This is a genomic window from Bradyrhizobium sp. IC3123, assembly GCF_020193625.1.
GTDB lineage: Bacteria > Pseudomonadota > Alphaproteobacteria > Rhizobiales > Xanthobacteraceae > Bradyrhizobium > Bradyrhizobium yuanmingense.
On the sequence record NZ_JADYVF010000004.1, the window covers coordinates 364,358 to 382,677 of the forward strand.

14 protein-coding genes are annotated in these 18,320 nt (G+C 65.9%); 1 reads left to right on the plus strand and 13 read right to left on the minus strand.

Features of this window, described 5'->3' with window-relative positions; genetic code table 11:
• Positions 1–15 precede the first annotated feature (15 nt).
• Complete coding sequence (locus tag I6F20_RS16115; protein ID WP_225126939.1) at positions 16–714, plus strand: DUF1045 domain-containing protein; 699 nt, start codon at positions 16–18, stop codon at positions 712–714.
• 3 nt (positions 715–717) lie between these two features.
• Here I6F20_RS16115 and I6F20_RS16120 read toward each other — a convergent pair whose 3' ends face one another.
• The 13 genes from I6F20_RS16120 to I6F20_RS16180 form a co-directional block, all read right to left on the minus strand.
• On the minus strand, positions 718–1,311 hold the full coding sequence (locus I6F20_RS16120; RefSeq protein ID WP_085972252.1) for a hypothetical protein: 594 nt from the start codon (positions 1,309–1,311) through the stop codon (positions 718–720).
• 83 nt (positions 1,312–1,394) lie between these two features.
• The gene (locus I6F20_RS16125) at positions 1,395–2,795 is read right to left on the minus strand and encodes a selenium-binding protein SBP56-related protein (protein ID WP_225126941.1); all 1,401 of its coding nucleotides are present in this window, start codon (positions 2,793–2,795) and stop codon (positions 1,395–1,397) included.
• Positions 2,796–3,151: 356 nt separating this feature from the next.
• The gene (locus tag I6F20_RS16130) at positions 3,152–4,090 is read right to left on the minus strand and encodes a dihydrodipicolinate synthase family protein (RefSeq protein ID WP_036026912.1); all 939 of its coding nucleotides are present in this window, start codon (positions 4,088–4,090) and stop codon (positions 3,152–3,154) included.
• Between the two features lie 127 nt (positions 4,091–4,217).
• Positions 4,218–6,299: a methyl-accepting chemotaxis protein gene (locus I6F20_RS16135; RefSeq protein WP_225126943.1), complete on the minus strand. Its 2,082-nt coding sequence runs from the start codon at positions 6,297–6,299 to the stop codon at positions 4,218–4,220.
• A gap of 112 nt (positions 6,300–6,411) precedes the next feature.
• On the minus strand, positions 6,412–7,182 hold the full coding sequence (locus I6F20_RS16140; protein WP_036014430.1) for an enoyl-CoA hydratase: 771 nt from the start codon (positions 7,180–7,182) through the stop codon (positions 6,412–6,414).
• A gap of 14 nt (positions 7,183–7,196) precedes the next feature.
• A complete protein-coding gene (locus tag I6F20_RS16145) occupies positions 7,197–7,646 on the minus strand; it encodes a MarR family winged helix-turn-helix transcriptional regulator (protein ID WP_225126944.1) in 450 nt (149 codons plus the stop codon).
• 49 nt (positions 7,647–7,695) lie between these two features.
• Positions 7,696–9,357 (minus strand): tannase/feruloyl esterase family alpha/beta hydrolase, encoded by a 1,662-nt coding sequence (locus I6F20_RS16150; protein ID WP_225126945.1) that lies wholly within the window; start codon positions 9,355–9,357, stop codon positions 7,696–7,698.
• Positions 9,358–9,449: 92 nt separating this feature from the next.
• On the minus strand, positions 9,450–10,904 hold the full coding sequence (locus tag I6F20_RS16155) for a GntP family permease (protein ID WP_225126946.1): 1,455 nt from the start codon (positions 10,902–10,904) through the stop codon (positions 9,450–9,452).
• 3 nt (positions 10,905–10,907) lie between these two features.
• A complete protein-coding gene (locus I6F20_RS16160; RefSeq protein ID WP_225126947.1) occupies positions 10,908–11,927 on the minus strand; it encodes a patatin-like phospholipase family protein in 1,020 nt (339 codons plus the stop codon).
• A gap of 108 nt (positions 11,928–12,035) precedes the next feature.
• The gene (gene serA, locus I6F20_RS16165; RefSeq protein WP_225126948.1) at positions 12,036–13,280 is read right to left on the minus strand and encodes a phosphoglycerate dehydrogenase; all 1,245 of its coding nucleotides are present in this window, start codon (positions 13,278–13,280) and stop codon (positions 12,036–12,038) included.
• Between the two features lie 125 nt (positions 13,281–13,405).
• Positions 13,406–14,638 (minus strand): rhodanese-like domain-containing protein, encoded by a 1,233-nt coding sequence (locus I6F20_RS16170; protein ID WP_225126949.1) that lies wholly within the window; start codon positions 14,636–14,638, stop codon positions 13,406–13,408.
• A 76-nt stretch (positions 14,639–14,714) separates the two neighbouring features.
• Positions 14,715–15,911 carry a PepSY-associated TM helix domain-containing protein gene (locus I6F20_RS16175; protein WP_225126950.1) on the minus strand — a complete coding sequence of 399 codons (1,197 nt, stop codon included), beginning with the start codon at positions 15,909–15,911 and terminating at the stop codon, positions 14,715–14,717.
• Between the two features lie 2 nt (positions 15,912–15,913).
• Entirely contained in the window at positions 15,914–18,247 is a 2,334-nt protein-coding gene (locus I6F20_RS16180) for a TonB-dependent siderophore receptor (RefSeq protein WP_225126951.1), read from the minus strand.
• Between the last annotated feature and the right edge of the window lie 73 nt (positions 18,248–18,320).

An 18,320-nucleotide genomic window follows, 5' to 3' on the forward strand; every position in this document is an offset into this window, starting at 1 on the left:
GGTTATGCTGAGGCAATGACAGGTTTCCCCCGCTACGCGATCTATTATGCCGCAGGCCGCGACAGCGCCCTCTCCCGCTTCGGCGCCGAGCTGCTCGGCTATGACGCCTACAGCGGCGGCGAGATTTCGTTTCCAGAGCAGGCGCTGCACGCCGCGCCCGACTGGCGCGAGGTCAGCGCCGATCCCCGCAAGTACGGCTTTCACGCCACGCTGAAGGCGCCGATGGCGCTGGCGCCCGGCAAGACCGAAGCCGAGCTGCTGGCCGCCTGCGCGGCCTTCGCGGGCAAGACACGGCCAATCCCGGCAATCCGACCGATGGTCGATGCCATCAGCGGCTTCATTGCCGTTATTCCGGCCGAGCCGATGGAAGCGCTCCAGCAACTTGCCGCTGATTGCGTTCGCGAGTTCGACCCGTTTCGCGCCGCGCTGACGGCGGAAGATCGCGCTCGGCGCAAGCCGGAGAAGCTCAGCGAGCGGCAGCGCGATTATCTCGACCGCTGGGGCTATCCTTACGTGATGGAAGAATTCCGCTTCCACATGACGCTGACGGGGCGGCTGGATGCGGAGCGGCGCGGGCCGATCCTTCAGATGCTGCGAACACGGTTTGCGGCGCTGGGGATCGAGACGCTCGCGATCGATCGCATTGCGCTGTTCAGGCAGGATGATGCCAAGGCGCGGTTTCGCATCATCGGCGAGTGGGCTTTGGTGCGGTAGACCTCAGCGCGAGGCCGCAAGATTGAAAGCGAGCGCCACTGCGCCAACCAGAACGAGGCTGGTCGCCCAGACTGCATCCAGGTTGAACCAGCTTCGCGAGACGAACCTCAGTCCCAGATGGCGGTAGACCAGCCACGCCAGACATCCGCCGGCGCCGACCATGGCGGCAACGTGCACCAGCGACACCAGCACCGCCATCCCGAGATTTGCCGTCATCAGCGCGCCCGCCGCCTGATGGCCGGCATCGAGCTCGAAGGCCTGGCAGAGCCCGAGATAGATCGGCACGAGCATCAGGGCAGCGCCGTGAGCGATGGCGACGGCAAATGACCAGAGCACCAATTGCGTCGGCGGAATTCGTGCCAGCGCGCGCGGATGACGCCGGTCGATCAGCCGGTAGACGCCAAAGCCGATGACGAGAAGACTCGCACCGATCTGGATTGGACGCTGCCATTCGGCCAGTACGAGCAGGAAGGCGAACGGCAGCAGCACGAGAAGTGTTGCCAGGAGGTGCCCGGCCGCCAGAGCCCACAATGCACGGAAGAGCGCGAGGGGGCTCTTGTCCATGAGCCCGGCCGAAACGGCGAGCGGCCATCCCATTCCCGGATTGACCCCGTGGTAGAGACCGCTCGCAATAAGCGCGAGCCACAGCCAGCCAAAGGCCGGGCTCGCCTGCGTCCCATCTAGACCGACGGGTAGCAAAATGAGTCCGTCGAACAATCGCCGCCCTCGAGCCTGATCTGGTGCGCGCGATATCCGTCGGGGAAGCTCACGAAATAGTCCTTGTCGAGTTCGAGGCCGCCGTTCCGACCGACATTGGCCATGACTTCCACGCCCGGAACCCCGTCGGGATAGAACTGGTCGTCCCAGGTGGAATAGAGCGAATTGGTCCAGTACACGCGCCGGCCGTCGCGGCTGATCTCGACCATCTGCGGACCCGCCGCAAAGGGCTTGCCGTTCGGATGGGGCGTGCGGCGCGCGATGCCGCCGATGTGGACTGAGCCCGCAAGCTTCGGCTTTCTGGGATCGCTGACGTCGTACTGGCGCATCTCACCCGTGCCCCAGCACGAGACATAGAGAAACCGGTCGTCCATCGACAGGTCGATGTCCGTCACCAGCGGCGGCACGGCGCCAAATCCCTGCAGCAGCGGCGGCAGCTTCTCCTTGGGCGCGGGTTCGGGAGGGATCGTCGCCGTCTTCTCGGCATGGAATCTTCCGTCCTCGCGCCACCAGGTCCAGATCGACGCTTCGAGGTTGGTGGTGTCGACCACGACGCCAACGAAGCCGTACTCGCGAACCGGATCGTGCGCGGGGCGCACCTCCAGCGCCATCTGATGATTGGCGCCGAGGTCGATGGTCTGGACGTTGCGACGCGCGCGAAGGTCCCAGAAGTGGAGACGATGGCCATATTTGTTCGCAAGCAGATCTTCCGGGACGATCCCGTTCTCGAACTGCGGCGGTAACGCCCATTCGCTCGTCACCATGTAATCGCGCGGCAGATTCCACCAGAAATCATAATGCAGCGTTTGCGGGCCACGGTCGATCTCCCATCGTCCAAGAACTTCGAACGTCTCGCAATCCATGATGAAGACGCCCGGAGGTCCGTTGGTGCCGTCCTTGCCGCCGCCACCCAGCGTGCTCACGTAAATGCCGTCTGGCCCGCAATGGATCGTGTGCGGTCGCGAGTAGCCGGTCTTCTTGAAGACCTCCTCTGGCTCGATGATCTTGTGGATCTTGGCCTTCGTCGGATCGGGCTTGGTATCGATCACGTAGATCCGCGACGAGCGCAGCCCGGGGATAATGAGATAGCGCCGCTCGATGAAGGCGTGTCCGGCGAGCGGCGACAGGGCGGAGGAGCAAGCATTCCAGCCGAAATGATGAAACTCATCACCCTTGTTGGGCATCGCTACGGTATGGACGATCTGGCTATAGGTCGGCGATCCCGGCTTGACGTCGATGACCGCGAGAGCATCCGGCTTTGAGAAATCCGGACTGAGCAGCAAGGTGTAAGCAAAGTTCTCCGCAGGCGCTTCCATCGCAAGCTTGGGCGAGGCGTGAAAGGTAGGATCCGGCCTCATCGTCATGGCACTGCCTCCCTGTTCTGTCGGTTTGCACCAACCTGGCTCGGGATAGTGGCAAAAGAAGAGCTGTTGCGCGATGTCCTGAGAATCTCCGCAAGGCGCCGGTTGGCGCGCGTACATTATGCCATCGCGGGGCTATGGGGAACGGCCCGGCACGCGCTAATTCGACGCCTTCAGGCGAAATGGGCATCCCTCGTTCATTTCGAGCGAGGGCGCACAAGTCGCTCCTCGCAGCCTTCGTAGGGTGGGCAAAGGCGCAAAGCGCCGTGCCCACCGCTCTTCCCGAGGGCGCGCAAGTTGGTGGGTACGCTTCGCTTTGCCCACCCTACGACAGCTTCACGCAATGACGGGGGAGAGAATTACTTCCCCCACCTGAGCGCCAACGCGTCGCGCTCCTTGGCGAGCTCCAATAGCCCGGCGCGCGTCGCCGGATGCAGCGGCTGCAGCGGATGGCGCACCGCCTCCGACTTGATCACGCCGCCGGCCTGCATCATCACCTTGCAGGCGATCAGGCCGCATTGGCGGTTCTCGTAGTTGATCAGCGGCAGCCAGCGCTCATAGGCGGCCTTCGCCTTTTCGCGATCGCCCGCGAAATAGGGATCGATGATCTGGCGGATGCCGTCGGGATAGCCGCCGCCGGTCATGGCGCCGGTGGCGCCGGCGTCGAGATCGGCGAGCAGCGTGATCGCCTCCTCGCCGTCCCAGGGGCCCTCGATGTCCTTGCCGCCCGCCTCGATCAGGCTGCGGAGCTTCGAGGCCGCGCCCGGCACCTCGATCTTGAAATAGCGGATGTTGGAAAACTCGCGCGACAGCCGCGCGAGCAACTCGACCGACAGCGGCGTGCCGGCAACCGGCGCGTCCTGGATCATGATCGGGATGTTGATCGCGCCGGAGAGCACCTTGAAGAATTCGACGATGCCTTTCTCGGGGACGCGGAAGGTCGCGCCGTGATAGGGCGGCATCACCATCACCATGGCGGCGCCGGCCGCCTCGGCCTGCTTGCTGCGCGCGGCGCATACGGCCGAGCTGAAATGGGTGGTGGTGACGATCACGGGAACCCGGCCGGCCACATGGTCCAGCACCGCATGCATCACCGTGTCGCGCTCGGCATCGGTGAGCACGAACTGCTCGGAGAAATTGGCGAGGATGCAAATGCCGTGCGAGCCGGCATCGATCATGAAATCGATGCAGCGGCGCTGACCCTCGAGGTCGAGCTCGCCGCGCTCGTCGAAGATGGTGGGCGCGACCGGGAACACGCCGCGATAGGGGCGTTGGGCCTTGTGTGGGGTGACCGGCATCGAACTCTCCATCCCTGATGTGTCTTGCGTCTGCCGCCGCGCCCGTGGGAGCGAGGCGGCACAGATGTACCCGCAGTGCCGAGCTGCGGCAATGCCCGCGCGACGTCCGATGGAAAGAGTACGAAAATCAGGCGCTCTTCACGGCGCCCAGGAAACCCTCGACCGCGACGCGAAGACGATCGGCATCCGCCGACATCTTCTTGACGGACTCCGACAGCACCGTCCCGGCATTGCCGGTCTCCTGGTTGAGCCTGGCGACGCTGCCGATGGTATCGGTGACCTCGCGGGTGCCCTGGGCCGCCTGCTGGAAGTTGCGCGAGATCTCCGTCGTGGCCGCGCGCTGCTGTTCGACCGCGGCGGCAATCGCCGTCATCTTCTCGTCGATGCCGCCGATGGCGCCGCCGATCAACCGGATCGCGGCGACCGCCTGGCCGGTCGCGCCTTGGATCTCCTCGACCTGGCGCGAGATCTCTTCCGTCGCCGTCGCGGTCTGCGCCGCAAGGCTCTTGACCTCGCCTGCAACCACCGCGAAGCCGCGGCCGGCCTCGCCGGCGCGCGCGGCTTCGATGGTGGCGTTCAATGCCAGCAGATTGGTCTGGGCCGCGATCGCGTTGATCATCTTCACGACCTCGCCGATGCGACTGGCCGTCTGATCGAGAATCTCGACCGTCGCGTTGGTCTGCTCGGCCTGCGCCACGGCCTCGCGGGCCTCGCGCGCGCTCGACTGCACCTGCGCGGAGATCTCGCCCACGGATGCGGAGAGCTCCTCGGTCGCGGCGGCGATGGTCTCGAGATTGTTGGTGGCCTGCTCGGCTGCCGAGGAGACCGCCGCGGTCTGGCTGCTCGATTCCGAGACCAGCGAGCGCACGCCGCTAGCGGTGCCGTCGAGCTCCCGCGTCGAGGCCGCAACGCTCTGGATCACCGCCTGCACCGTGTCGTCGAAGCTGCGGCAGGCGGCATCGACGGTGCCGGAGCGGGCGAGCTGAAGCGCCTGCTGCGATTCGCGTTCCTTACCCAGCCGCTCCGCGGTCGCCGCGCTCTCGCGCAGGCTTTCGAGCGCAGCCGCCATGGTGCCGAACTCGTCGGGATGCCGCGATTGCGGCACCGGCGTCGCATAGTCGCGGGCGCTGATGCGGGCGATGGCGTCGAGGATGGCGCGCACCGGGCGCATCAGCCGGTTGCGCACCACAAACACGCCCGCGACAGTCACGGCCAGTGCAAGCAGGAAGCCGAAGGATTGCACGATGAGATTGGTGAGGGCCTTGGCCTGAACTGCCTCCGCGTGCGCGATCGACAGGTCGAGCGCCTTGCTCGCGACCGCGACGATGGAGGCGAACGGAGCCTGGCACAACGCGTTCCATTCCGAAGCGGGCATCGCGGGACGGCCGCTGCCATCCAAGCCCTTGGTGAGCTCGCCGATCTGCTTGAGAGCGCCGTCGGTCTTGGCCTTCGCCTCCTTGGCCGTGTTGACGAGGTCGGCCGGCACGTCAGGCGCAGCCAGCAGCTCCTCCATGCCGGTCCAGCCGGCGGTGACGACGCCGTTCCATCCGGCCACGGTCTGCTTCTGGGCATCGTCGAGCGGCTTGCTGGCGTTGACGTTCGGCCGCAGGGTCGAGCACTGGATGCCGTAGCGGTCGCGCACCTGCCAGGCGAGGCGGCGGGCCTGGATCATGCGGGCGATGTAAGGATCGTTCATCCAGGCGCGGTTCGACACCGCGGTGGACGCGAGATTGGCGGTCTCGATCACCTTGGTGACCGCATCGTACCAGGGCGCAGTCCGCTCCAGCTTGCGCTCGGCGCGCGGCAGCTTGGCCTCGTCGTAGAACAACTGGAATTTTGGCGCGGCCTCGCTCCAGCGCTGCTTCAGCGTGCTGGCGAGCTCGTCGCGGCGGGCGAATTCGACGGTAGAGAGCGCCGCGCTGATGGCATCGAAGCCGGCCTGTTCCGCCTTCTCGGCAACGCCGAGCTTAGCGCGCGGATCGTCCTCACCGAGCAGGGCGCTCTGGGCATCGCCACGATTGCTGCGCAGGGCAACCACGCCATGGAAGATCGACTTGTCGGCATTCGCGAGCCGCTCGGTCTCCAGACTGTCGCTGTAGCGGCCGAAAGCCCCGACCATCTGGATGGCCGTGCTGGTCAGCGCGCCGGCCGCCAGCAGCGTCATCAGGACCAGGAGAAGCGTGCTTACCGATTTCTTAAAAATGGACATGGGTCGAGGGACCTAACTCTCAGGAGAGGGCCCACCTTGCAGCGCCACGTGCCAATGTTTCGTTAAGGTTTGAGTTGAATCGAAACGATCCAGCCTGCACGCATTCGGAATACTATCCTATTCTGGTGAAATCCGGCGGGCGGCGCTCCGCAAACGCCGTAAACGCCTCGCGCGCTTCGGCGGTGCGCAGGCGCTGCGCAAACTGCTCGCCTTCGGCCTGCATCTGCGCGACCAGCGCCTCGCCGTTGCGCATCAGCCGCTTGGTCGCGACGAGGGCCCCGGCCGGCTGGCGGGCGAGACGCTGCGCCAGCGCAAGCGCTTCCGCATCCAGCTTGTCGAGCGGCACCACACGGTTGGCGAGGCCCCATTCCAGCGCCGACCTGGCCGGCACGGTTTCGCCAAGCGCGAACATCTCGTAGGCGCGGGCGTAGCCGATGCGCGCCGGCATCAACAGGCTGGAGGCGGCTTCAGGCACCAACGCGAGGCTGACGAACGGCGTCGATAATTGCGCGTTGTCGGCGAGCACGACGAGGTCGCAATGCAGCAGCATCGTGGTGCCGACGCCGACGGCACGGCCCTGCACGGCCGCGACCAGCGGCCGGGTGCAACGCGCCAGCGACTGGATAAAGCGCACCACGTTGCGGCTGCCTTCGGACTTGCCGGCCGCGACCGCCGCAAACTCGCCGACGTCGTTGCCGGCGGTGAACATGTCGCCCTCGCCGCGGATCAGAATCACGCGGGCGGACGGGTCGAACTCGGCGGATTCGATCGCGTCGGCGAGCTTGCCGTACATCGCATCCGTCAGCGCGTTCTTCTTGTCGGGACGTGCCAGCGTGAGGGTGAGGATTCCGCCGCTATTCTCGATCCGGACGTGCTCGGTCATTAGTCTGCTCCGTGTTATTCGTCTGAACGTCTTGGAAACTTGTCCTGAATACTCGTCAGCCAGCGTGCGACGATGTCGATTTCCGCGGCCGTGAAACCTTCCGTCAGCGCCGCATTGACCTCCGCCGCGCTGGTCTTGGCCTGCGCCAGCGCGGTGCGCCCCTTCGGCGTCAGCCAGATGCGAAAGGCGCGGCCGTCCTCGCGATCGGCCCGCCGCTCGACCAGCTTCGCAGCCACCGTCCGGTCGACGAGACCCGACATGCCGGCCGGTCCCATGTCGAGCGCCGCCCCAGCCTCGCCCATCAGGACGCCATCCTGCTTGCCAAGGATGAACAGTAGCCCCGCCTGCGCCGGCGTCACCGCGCTCTCGGGCCGCGCCGCCATCCAGCGCTGCAGCCGGCGCTGGGCGACACTCAGCAAGTAGATCAGCCGATGGTGCTGCGCGCCGGCGCCGTTATTTCGCATGCGAAATAGATAGTGAAACGCAGGCGCGTTGTCAAACGGGCCCTCTTGGTTATGGCGCGCAGGTGAAGCTCGCCGCTTCCGTCACCGGGCCGCTCTTGTAGTGCGGCCAGGCCGGCCAGCGGCACAGCGGCAGCGAGCGCGTCGCGGCAAACGACGGCGCCTCGACCTTCTGCTCCCTGACTTCGAGGTCGCCGGGCGCTTTGCCATTCTCGACCCAGTCGACCAGAACGCTCAGCATATCGACATTGGCGGGCGCGCCGGAGCCGACATGGTCGACGCCGGGCGCGGTGTAGAGGCGCGCGAACTCCGCGGTCTCGGCCTTGCCCATCTTGCGCTCGACGCTCTCGAAGTAGCGGATGCCGGCATAGGGGCTCTGGGCGTAGTCGGCCATGTGCTCGAGCACGATCAGCCGGCCGCCCCGCGCCCGGAACCGACTGAGATCGGGATCGGTGGAATCCATCAGGCTGGACACTTCGAGCAGCCGCGCCTTGTGCTCTTCCACCTTGTAGGTGGTGACGTCGAGCTTCGGATCGCGCGCGAAGACATATTGGATGCCGCCGGCGCCGTAGATCCAGGCGATGCCGTTGTTCGGCGCGGGCGGCTGCGCCGGCGGCGCGGTGCCGAGCCACCAGGAGACCCAGCCGCCGGTCGGCCCGACCGCGGGGATGTCCTCGCCGGAGACGCCCCAGCCCGGATAATCGTCGAGGCCATTGGCGAGCGCGAAGGGGAATTTATAGGTGGAGTGCAGCGTGTTCACCGCCTTGATCTGTGCATCGGTGAGACACTGGTCACCGCTCTGCCCGGCCGCGCAGCGCAGCGTCTCGACCTTGAACGCCGCCTTGCAGCCGACGGGATCCTGCACCAGCGCATCGTCGGAGCCGTCGGCCTTGTCGCAAGCCGCGCGCACGGCCTCGCCTACGAGCTTGACCTGCGCCGGGTTGATCCAGCCCTCGCCCATGGTGACGAGACCCGAGCGCGTGCCGGCATGCTGCAGCCCGACCCAGTTGATCACGGGCACACGGGCGAAGATGCCGTCGAAATCGTCGGGATAGCGCTGCGCCATGGCGAGGCCTTCGCGGCCGCCCTCTGACGAGCCCATGAAGTACAGCTTCTCCGGCTTCCTGCCGTAGGCGCGCTGCATCAGCCCGACCGCGGCGTCGCGCACCTTCTTGTAGGCGCGATGGGCGAAATTCTCGAACGCTTCGTCGTTCAGCGCAAAGACCTGCGGCGGCTCGCCCTGCTTGGTCTCGTGGCCGGAGTCGGTGCCGTAGGTGACGAAGCCGCGCGCCAGCGGCGAGGGCTTGTCGAAGGGGTAGGCCGGCGGCAGCGCAAGGCCGGTGATCAGCACACCATTGAAGCCGCCGCCGCCATATTGCAGCGAGCGACCGTTCCATTCGACGGGAAGGTTGACCTGGAATTTGATCGGAGGCGCCTTGGGATCGGTGGGATCGATATGGCCGAGCACCTTGCAGAAGCGCGGATTGGCCGGCGTGATGCGTCCCGACGGCGTCGGCCCACGCTCGGCGACGGCCAATTGCGATGGCGCCTGCAAGGTCGCGGAATCGATCTTGACGGCGTCAGCGCCGCCGACGAGGCCTTTGCAGACGGTCTCGGCGTCTTCGGCCAGCGTTGCCGCTGAGGCACCACTCGCGCTCATTGCGGCCGCAGTGCCCACCAGCCATGCACACAGCTTCGCTCTGTTGCGCTTCATCGTTTCCACCCGGCTTGTCCTGTTGCGTTCGGCACTTGGCCGCATTCAATGCAACCTTCGCCCGTCCGTCAATCGCTGGCGCCGGCTTTCCGTCAGAACGAGCCCAGCGCAGTGCCCAGGGCGATCACCGCCAGCAGCGCCAGGAGCGAGGTCACGATACCGACCATGACGATATCGAAATAGCTGTCGCGATGGGTCAGGCCGCAGATCGCGAGCAGGCTGACCACCGCACCGTTATGCGGCAGGATGTCCAGCGTTCCCGCGCCGATCACCGCCACGCGATGCATCAGCGCAAGGTCGATGCCGTGGCGCGCGGCAAGTTCGACATAGGTCGGGCCGAGAGCATCGAGGGCGATGGTCAGGCCGCCCGACGCCGACCCGGTCAGCGCGGCCAGGATGTTGGTCGCGACGGCGAGCGAGACCAGCGGTCCCCCTTCGATCGCCAGCACCCAGTCGCGCACGATCGTGAACGCCGGCAGCGAGGCCACGACGGCGCCGAAGCCGACGAGGCTGGCGACGCTGAACGCAGGCAGGACCGACGCATTGGCCCCGGCGTCCATGGTCCGGCGCAGCACCGGCAGGCGCGCCCAGTTCAGCGCGATGGTCGTGACGATGGCGGCAGCCAGCGCCACCGCGACCGACCACACGCCTGCGACCGCCGCAAGCGTCGTGTCGCCAAAGCGCGGCTCGGCGAGATAGCTGACATCGAGCCGCGGCAGCACCACCAGCGACATCACCAGGTTGACGGTCACGACAACGACGAGCGGCGCCATGGCGTTCAGCACGGGCGACGGCCGCTCGCTGCGATGACCGTGCTGTAGCTCCGCCGGATCGAACTCGCGGGCAGTCGTCGCGCGCTCGCGCACGAGCTCGTCAGCAGCGGCCTGCTCGATCGCGCCCTCGGCGTCGTCGCCATAGCCTTCCCCGGCGCGGCGCGCCGCAGCTTCGGCGCGATGCAGCCACCACAATCCCGCGCCGAGCATGATGAGCGAGCCGACGATGCCGAGGCCCGGCGCGGCAAACGGCGTCGTGCCGAAGAACGGCATCGGAATCGCATTCTGGATCGACGGCGTGCCAGGTAGGGCCGACATGGTGAAGGTCGACGTTCCCAGCACGATCGCGGCCGGGATCAGACGACGCGGAATCGAAGCGGCACGAAACAGCGAGCGGGCCATTGGAACGATGACGAAGAACGCAACGAACAGGCTGACACCACCATAGGTGACCAGCGCGCCGGCGAGCACGACCGCCGGGATCACGCGGCGTTCGCCGAGGCGCTCCGCCATGAAGCCGGCGACCGACGTCACCGCGCCACTGTCGTCCATCAACTTGCCGAAGACGGCACCAAGCAGAAAGATCGGAAAGAACTGCGCCAGAAATCCCGCCGCGTTCACCATGAACACCTGGGTCAGGTTCGCGAGCAGCGGCTCACCGCCGAACAACGCAGCAATGAGTGCGGCGAACGGCGCGAGCAGCAGGACGCTCCAACCGCGGAAGGCGAATAGGACGAGCAGACCGAGTCCGACGAGGAGGCCGAGGAGACCCATGCCTCAGCACTCCGACAGCAGGACATCGAGATCGGCGGTCGAGCGGTGGCCGATCTCCGCGCCGTGCTCGGCGAGGAAGTTGTCCGCGGCCATGCGTCCCTCGGCGCGCAGCATCGAGACGAACTCCCACTCCGCGTTGAGCTTCGAGGAGGCCCCGAACTTCGCCAGCATGTCGCTCTTGATCCGGTGCGTGCGCATCTTCGCCCAGCGCGCGCCCTCGCCGCTGCCCGGATCGGCCGCCTGGCGCAGCAGCGCGATCATGCGCAGCTCCTTCATCAGCGGCGAGTTGAAGGAGATTTCGTTGAGACGGTTGAGGATCTCCGCAGCCGTCCGCGGTTGCTCCGGCCGCTCGGTCGGATTGATCTGGACGAGAATGGTGTCATGCGCGTCGCTTTCGCGGACCAGCGGCGTGATGGTCGGGTTGCCGGCATAGCCGCCGTCCCAATAGGGCTCGCCGTCGATCTCGATCGCGCGGAACATGGTTGGAAGACAGGCCGATGCCAGCAGCACGTCGGCCGTGATCTCCGCGTTGCGGAAGATACGTCCGCGCCCGGTGCGTACCCGGGTCGCGGTGATGAATAGCTGGATCGGCGAGCGCACGAGCCGTTCGAAATCGATGCTCTCGGCCAGCACCGCGCGCAGCGGATTGTAACCGATAGGATTGAGGTCGTAGGGCGAGAGCACACGCGACATCAAATCGGTGAGGATGTAGAACGGCGACGTATCGAGGGTCCAGCGCCCCATCAAGCGGTCGAGCGGAGAGCGCTGTAGCGGGCTGAAGGCCGCGGCCTTCGAGATACGACGCCAGTATCGGTCAAGCGCCTCACGCGCCCCCTCGGCGCCGCCGGCCGTCCACCCGTCCGCCAGGACCGCCGCATTCATCGCGCCTGCGGAGGTTCCGGAGATCGCGGCGATCTCCAGCCATTTCTCTTCCAGAAGACGGTCGAGCACACCCCAGGAGAAGGCGCCATGCGAACCGCCGCCCTGCAGCGCGAGATCAATCAGTACGGCGTCCCGTTCCATGGCGGACACTCACGCAACTGAAGCTCAAATTCGGCGTGATTGGAACACGTCGAATTCGACCGCAGTGTGGGAGCACCGGCCGCAAGATGCAACCGGAACGTGGGCGGTTTAGTGCTCAAATACCAGCCGCGCCCCGACCGTTCCCTCGAGGCCGCGGATCTGCCGCAGCAGCTCGCCGGAATCCTGACCGCCGAGATCGGCGTCGAGCACGACGTAGCCGAGGTCGCCGGCGGTCTCCAGATATTGCGCGGCGATGTTGATGTCGCGCTGAAGGAAGACCTCGTTCAGCCGCCGCAACATGCCGGGCACGTTGCGATGGACATGGCTGAAGCGTGCACCGGAGGGACGAAGATGCAGCTGCACCTCCGGGAAGTTGACCGCGCCCATCGTCGAGCCGGTAATGAAATAGTCGACCAGTTTTCGCGCGACCTCGCCGCCGATGCGCTCCTGCGCCTCCTCAGTCGACCCACCGATATGGGGGGTGAGGATGACGTTCTCGATGCCCTGAATGGGACTATTGAAACGATCGGCATTCGACGAAGGCTCGACGGGAAAGACGTCGACGGCCGCACCGGCGAGATGACCGTCGCGCAAGGCACGCGCCAGCGCATCGAGATCGACCACGGTGCCGCGGCTGTTGTTGATCAGAAACGAGCCCGGCTTCATCGCCCGCAGCTCCCTCTCGCCGATCATGCCCGCAGTCTCCGGCGTCTCCGGCACGTGCAGGCTGACGACGTCGCTCTGCGCCAGCAGATCTTCCAGCTTCTCGACCGGCTCGGTGTTGCCGTGGCGAAGCTTGTCGGTGCGGTCGAAATAGATCACGCGCATGCCCATGGCTTCGGCCAACGTCGAAAGCTGCGAGCCGATATTGCCGTAGCCGACGATGCCAAGCGTGCGGCCGCGCACCTCGCGGCTGCCCGCCGCCGATTTGTCCCAGCCCCCGGCATGGGCCGACACCGAGCGCGGAAAGATCCGCCGCAGCAGCATCACGATCTCGCCGATGACGAGCTCGGCGACGCTGCGCGTGTTGGAGAACGGGGCGTTGAAGACGGGAATACCGCGCTTGCGCGCCGCCGAAAGATCGACCTGGTTGGTGCCGACGCTGAAGCAGCCGACCGCGAGAAGCTGGCCGGCCGCCGCCAGAACCTCATCCGTGATCTGCGTGCGCGAACGGATGCCGAGCAGCGACACGCCCTCGAGCGCGCGCCGCAGATCCGCGCCGTCCAGCGCCTTGGTCAGCCGTTCGACATTGGTGAAGCCCGCGCCCCTAAAAAGGTCGACAGCGCTATCATTGACGCCTTCGAGCAGCAGCGCCTTGGCGCTTCGCTCAGGGCTTTGGCCTGGGGCGGACATGGCATCTCCGTAGATGGCAGCTTTGCCTTCGCACATAGACCGCGGGCGGTGCGCAGCACAATAGGGAACGGATACGGGGAGAAGACGGCCGGAGCTGAGGATGCGCTTGGCATCCCAGAGCTCGGTCAAATCACATAGAACCCGTGCGTGCCGTCGCGGCGGAGCTGCTCGACGAGGCCGTATTCCCAATCGAGATAGGCCTGCATCGCAGCTTCGGCCACATCGGTGCCTTCATAGGGACGGCGGTAGCGGTGGGCCGGGTCGGGCCTCGGCAAGACTTGCGGTGGACCGATTTCCAGCGCGCAATCATAGCCGCCCTCGAGCACATAGACTTCCCAACCCATCTGCGCCAGCCAGGACGCCGTCATGTCGGCGCGGACGCATCTGTCATCGGTCAGGACGATGCGCGCGCCGCGCACGGGCGCGGCCATGTCGGTTTCCTGCACGAGCTGGCCGCCAGGATAATGGCGGAAGCCGGGGAGATGCCCTGCTGCATAGTCCTCGGCATCGCGCACGTCGAAGCGATACAGCGTGCGATGGGTCTCTGCGACCAGCGCCGCCATCTCGTTCGCGCCGATATGGCGGGCACCGGCGCGATAGGCGACATCGCGGGCATTGGCCGGACCGCCCTCGAACGGGCCGATCGCCCCGCGCCTGTCGGCGCCGTGATCGAGCCCGTGGCGCGCCAGCGTCCAGCCGATGGTGCCATTGCGCAGCGCCCGCACCTTGTTCGGCACGCCGGCATTGATCAGCGATTGCGTGCCGATGATGGAGCGGGTACGGCCGGCGCAATTGACGATGATCGTGGTTTCAGGATCGGGCGCGGCCTGGCCTGCCCGCAGCACCAGCTCCGCGCCGGGCACGCTGACCGAGCCCGGGATGTTCATGGTCGCGTATTCGTCGAAGCGGCGGACGTCGAGGATGGCGATGTTGGCCTTGTCGGCGATGAGCTTTGCCACCTCGTCGGCGCTCAGCGAGGGCGTGTGGCGACGCGACTCGACCAGCTCGCCGAAAGCCTTGGAATAGGAATTGACGTCCTCGAAAACCTCGAAGCCCGCTTCGCGCCACGCCTTCAGCCCGCCCTCGAGTGCGCTGACATTGCTGTAGCCGAGTGCATCCAGACGCTCGGCGCCGGTCGCAACCAGCCCCTCGCCGTCATCATAAAGCACAATCGCCACGTCCTTACGCGGCAGCCGCACCTCGGCCTCCACTGCGATCCGGTCCGCAGCCATGTTGGCGGCGAACAGCGGATGACCGGTGGCAAAGGCCGCCTCGTATCTGAGATCGAGCAGCGCGATCTCCTCGCGCAGGAGCAGTGCGCGGCGGATGTCGGCGGGGGTGACGGTCGGAAGCTTCATGGCGAAAACCTGACAAGGACGTGCCACAGGCTTTTGAACGATTGTCGAGGTGTTGGCTAGCCTCTTCGGCAGCAACTCACTCGCCGGGAACGAGCCGGCCGAGCGGCGGCTGCGCCGGGCGCCGCAGCTTGCGGCGCGACAGATAGAGCAAAATGCCGGTGACCGAGAACAGCGGCATCAGGGCCGCGGCAATCATGAAGGCGAGCTTGCCGGGCCAGCCCAGGACCGCGCCGCGATGGATATCGAGCATGTTGGCTATGATCTTCTCGCCGAACGTCTTGTCGGCGTAACGTTCGGCGGAGGCGACCTGACCGGTGACGGCATCGATCCGGAATTCATCGCGCTTGGTGTCGAGCGTCGAATCCTTCCCCCACGACCGGATCCGTATCACCGTGCCGGGGCTGGGCGGCAGCGTCAGCAAAGCCCTGGCGAAGCGGTCGCCCTCCTCACGCCGGAACGTCGTCCATGCCGGGTCGAACCCGATCGGCTGGGCCGGCTCGGAACGAGCCGCCGCACGCGGCGCCTTCGCGGACATTCTTGGCTGCATCTTCGCGGCAGAGACTTCTGGACGCGACAGCAGCCAGACGACGCCGTCCTTGTACCAGTCGAACGAGTACCACAGGCCCGTGAGCGTCATCACCAGATAGACCGGAAGAACCCAGGTGCCGATCACCGCATGCAGCGAGCGATGCAGCCCGCGTCCGCCGAGACCGAGATTGGGCTTGAGCCACATCTTCACGCTGCGCACGCGGCGGGGCCAGCGCAGCACGAGGCCCGAGACCAGCATGACGATCAGGCCGAGCGCGGCCACACCGGTGATCTGGCGTCCCCAGCCCTTGGCATCGCCAGGGATCAGCAGCCAGCGATGCAGCTTCCGAACCGTCGCGAAGAACGCCTCGCCGCGCGGCGCACCCAGCACGCGCGCATCATAGGGGTCGACATAGAGCGAATTCGGCCGCTCGCCCTGCTCGTCGCGCGCGAAGCGGACCCGCACGGCCGCAGTCGGATCGCTCGACAACATGACGGCCGAGACCTGGCTGAAACCCTGCTCCGCTTTCAGCCGCGCGACCAGCTCGTCCGGCATCAGCGCCGGCATCTCGCGTGGCACGACATGCATGATGCCGGCGTTGAGATGATCGACGATCTCGTCCTCGAAACTCATGATCGCGCCGGTCAGCGCGATCAAGGCTAGCAGCAGCGCGAGCACCAGGCCTGCGATGGAATGGACCTGGAGCAGGACAGTTTTGATCATGTGCCCGGGCCGCGCGGCCATGGCTAGAACTTCACCGTCGCCGAGAGAGACACCCGGCGCGCGTCGCCGATAGCGACGTTTAAATTATTCACGGCTGAGGGATAGTAGACCGTGTCGAACAGGTTCTTGACGTTCACCTGGTACACCACCGGAAACTGCTCGTGTTTCGTCTCGTAAGTCGCAAAGAGGTCTGCGACGACATACGACGGCAGGAAGAAGCTGTTGATCGAATCGCCGGGACGATCGCCGACATAGCGCGCCCCGCCGCCGAGACGGAGCTGGCCGGGCAATGCGGTGCCGAAGTCGTAGACCAGATAGAGCGAAGCGGTGTTCAAGGCGACGTTTTGCAGCTTCTTGCCGAGCAACGTCAGATCCTCGGAGGCCGTCACGCGGGCGTCGGTATAGCCATAGCTCCCAATCAACGCCCAATCGTCGGTGAGCCTGCCGGTGACGTCGATTTCGAGGCCGCGCGAATGAGCGCGGCCGACGGTGTGAAGCTCCACCACGCCCGCGCTGTTCGTCTTCGTCGTTTGCACATTCTTCTTGTCGAGGTCGTAGAATGCGACGGTTCCGGAGATGCGCTGTTTGATGTCGAACTTCACGCCGGTCTCGTACGACACACCCTCCTCGGGCGCGACCCTGGAGTCGATCACCACGCCGATCGGCGCAATCGTCGAATTCGGCTTCAGCGATTCGGTGTAGCTCGCATAAAGCGAGATCTGGTCGGTCAGCTTGAAAATCGCGCCGCCAAGCGGGAGCACCTTGTCTTGCGACACGTTTGTGTTGGTGTTGAACGGCTTTCCGCGTCCGGCGATCTGATCGTAGTCCATATAGCGCACACCACCGACCAGTGCGAACCGCTCGGTCAGATGCAGCGTGTCCTGGAAGAACAGCGACCACTGGCCAAGCTTGTCGGTCTGGGCGCTGTCGGGGTTCGACACCCTGGTTCCAGGCCCGATCAGCCCATAGACAGGATCGTAGACGTTGAAGGCGGGAGTTGTCTGCCGGATCAAGACGTCGCGGTAGATCGTGCGATACTGACCGTCGCCGCCGAATAGCATCTCGTTGCGCATGTCGCCGAGCCAGAAGCCGCCCGAGACATAGGATGTCCCATAGCTGACATTGCTCAGCGAGCTTCCCGTGCCGTCGTTGCTGCGCGTCTCGACGCCGGTCGTGAAATTGATGCCGGTGATGCGGAGCTGGTTGGCGCTGAAGGTTTCGGTGTTGTAGCTGTAGCCTGCGTAGAGCTTCCAATCCTGGTTGAAGCGGTGCTCGACCGAAGCCTGGATCAGATCGGACGTGCCCCAGGTGTTGTTGAAAGGCTCATCCAGCCGGCGCGTAGCTGGTACGGCCAGCGGCGCCTTCGTCACCGGATTGAACGCGGTGCCGCGGTCGAACGGATAGATGAACTCGCGGTGCTCGTAGTTCAGCTGCACCGTGGTGTCCTGGCCGTACCACGCGAGCGAGGGCGCAACCAGCATCTCGCGGTGACGACCGAAATTCCGCCAATAATCCTCGCTGACGCCGTAGCCGATGAAACGATAGGCGAGCCCCTGGTCGCCGATCGGACCGGTGACGTCGAGCAGGCCGTCGGCACCGGTCTTGGAGGCACTGAAGGCCGAGCCGAGCAGCGTGACCGAGCCGTGCTGATAGAGCTCGGGCCGCTTGCTGATGGTGTTGACGATGCCGCCGGGATCCATGATGCCGTAGAGCAGCGAGGCCGGGCCTTTCAGCACCTCGACGCTTTCGACCGCAGGATTGAGACTGCGGCCCTGCACCAGCGGCATGCCGTTGCGCATGATCGAGCCGTCGCGGTTGTCGCCGAAGCCACGGCGGATCACCGCGTCCTGGCTGCCGGCGAGCGTGTTGGTCTGGGTGACGCCGGAGACGTTGCTCAGCGCGTCGTCGATGTTGCGCGGGAGCTGGTCCTTCAGCACCTGCGCGGGCACGACGTTGACGGCCTGCGAGGTGTCGAGCGGCGAGGCGCCGCTGCGCAGCGTGGTCGCGCTCGGCATCGCGCGGTAGCCGAGCTTTGCGGCTTGCTGTGCGGCGGCTACGGCAGCGGCGCGCTCCGACAGCGTCGGCGCCGCGGGTGCGGGATTGCGGCTGGGCTGGCGGCGCGCCGCCGTTTGCGCGCGGCGTGACGACTGCTCCGATGCACGTGCCGGCTTCGGTCGTGGCGCCGTCGCCTCCACCGTCACCGGCGGCAGAGCCGATTGCGCCTGTGCGCTCGTCGTGGTGAAGGGATATTCGATGAGCAGCACCGCTGCTCCCATGAGAAGACCTGCACGGCTCTTGCCGGCACGGGTTCGATGGCCGTTGTCACGTTGGCCATCCACGAAGGCACGCACTTTCATTCCACTTCAAGTCAGGAGCATTGAAGTGTGCGCCTGTAACAGCCGCCGCGATCAAGGAGAACCGTAGCCGGGC

Excerpts from the sequence above, each read along its gene's own strand:
- I6F20_RS16115 (WP_225126939.1), top strand. The coding sequence starts at position 16 with ATGACAGGTTTCCCCCGCTACGCGATCTATTATGCCGCAGGCCGCGAC.
- I6F20_RS16120 (WP_085972252.1), bottom strand. The coding sequence starts at position 1,311 with ATGGGATGGCCGCTCGCCGTTTCGGCCGGGCTCATGGACAAGAGCCCC.
- I6F20_RS16125 (WP_225126941.1), bottom strand. The coding sequence starts at position 2,795 with ATGACGATGAGGCCGGATCCTACCTTTCACGCCTCGCCCAAGCTTGCG.
- I6F20_RS16130 (WP_036026912.1), bottom strand. The coding sequence starts at position 4,090 with ATGCCGGTCACCCCACACAAGGCCCAACGCCCCTATCGCGGCGTGTTC.
- I6F20_RS16135 (WP_225126943.1), bottom strand. The coding sequence starts at position 6,299 with ATGTCCATTTTTAAGAAATCGGTAAGCACGCTTCTCCTGGTCCTGATG.
- I6F20_RS16140 (WP_036014430.1), bottom strand. The coding sequence starts at position 7,182 with ATGACCGAGCACGTCCGGATCGAGAATAGCGGCGGAATCCTCACCCTC.
- I6F20_RS16145 (WP_225126944.1), bottom strand. The coding sequence starts at position 7,646 with ATGCGAAATAACGGCGCCGGCGCGCAGCACCATCGGCTGATCTACTTG.
- I6F20_RS16150 (WP_225126945.1), bottom strand. The coding sequence starts at position 9,357 with ATGAAGCGCAACAGAGCGAAGCTGTGTGCATGGCTGGTGGGCACTGCG.
- I6F20_RS16155 (WP_225126946.1), bottom strand. The coding sequence starts at position 10,904 with ATGGGTCTCCTCGGCCTCCTCGTCGGACTCGGTCTGCTCGTCCTATTC.
- I6F20_RS16160 (WP_225126947.1), bottom strand. The coding sequence starts at position 11,927 with ATGGAACGGGACGCCGTACTGATTGATCTCGCGCTGCAGGGCGGCGGT.
- serA (WP_225126948.1), bottom strand. The coding sequence starts at position 13,280 with ATGTCCGCCCCAGGCCAAAGCCCTGAGCGAAGCGCCAAGGCGCTGCTG.
- I6F20_RS16170 (WP_225126949.1), bottom strand. The coding sequence starts at position 14,638 with ATGAAGCTTCCGACCGTCACCCCCGCCGACATCCGCCGCGCACTGCTC.
- I6F20_RS16175 (WP_225126950.1), bottom strand. The coding sequence starts at position 15,911 with ATGGCCGCGCGGCCCGGGCACATGATCAAAACTGTCCTGCTCCAGGTC.
- I6F20_RS16180 (WP_225126951.1), bottom strand. The coding sequence starts at position 18,247 with ATGAAAGTGCGTGCCTTCGTGGATGGCCAACGTGACAACGGCCATCGA.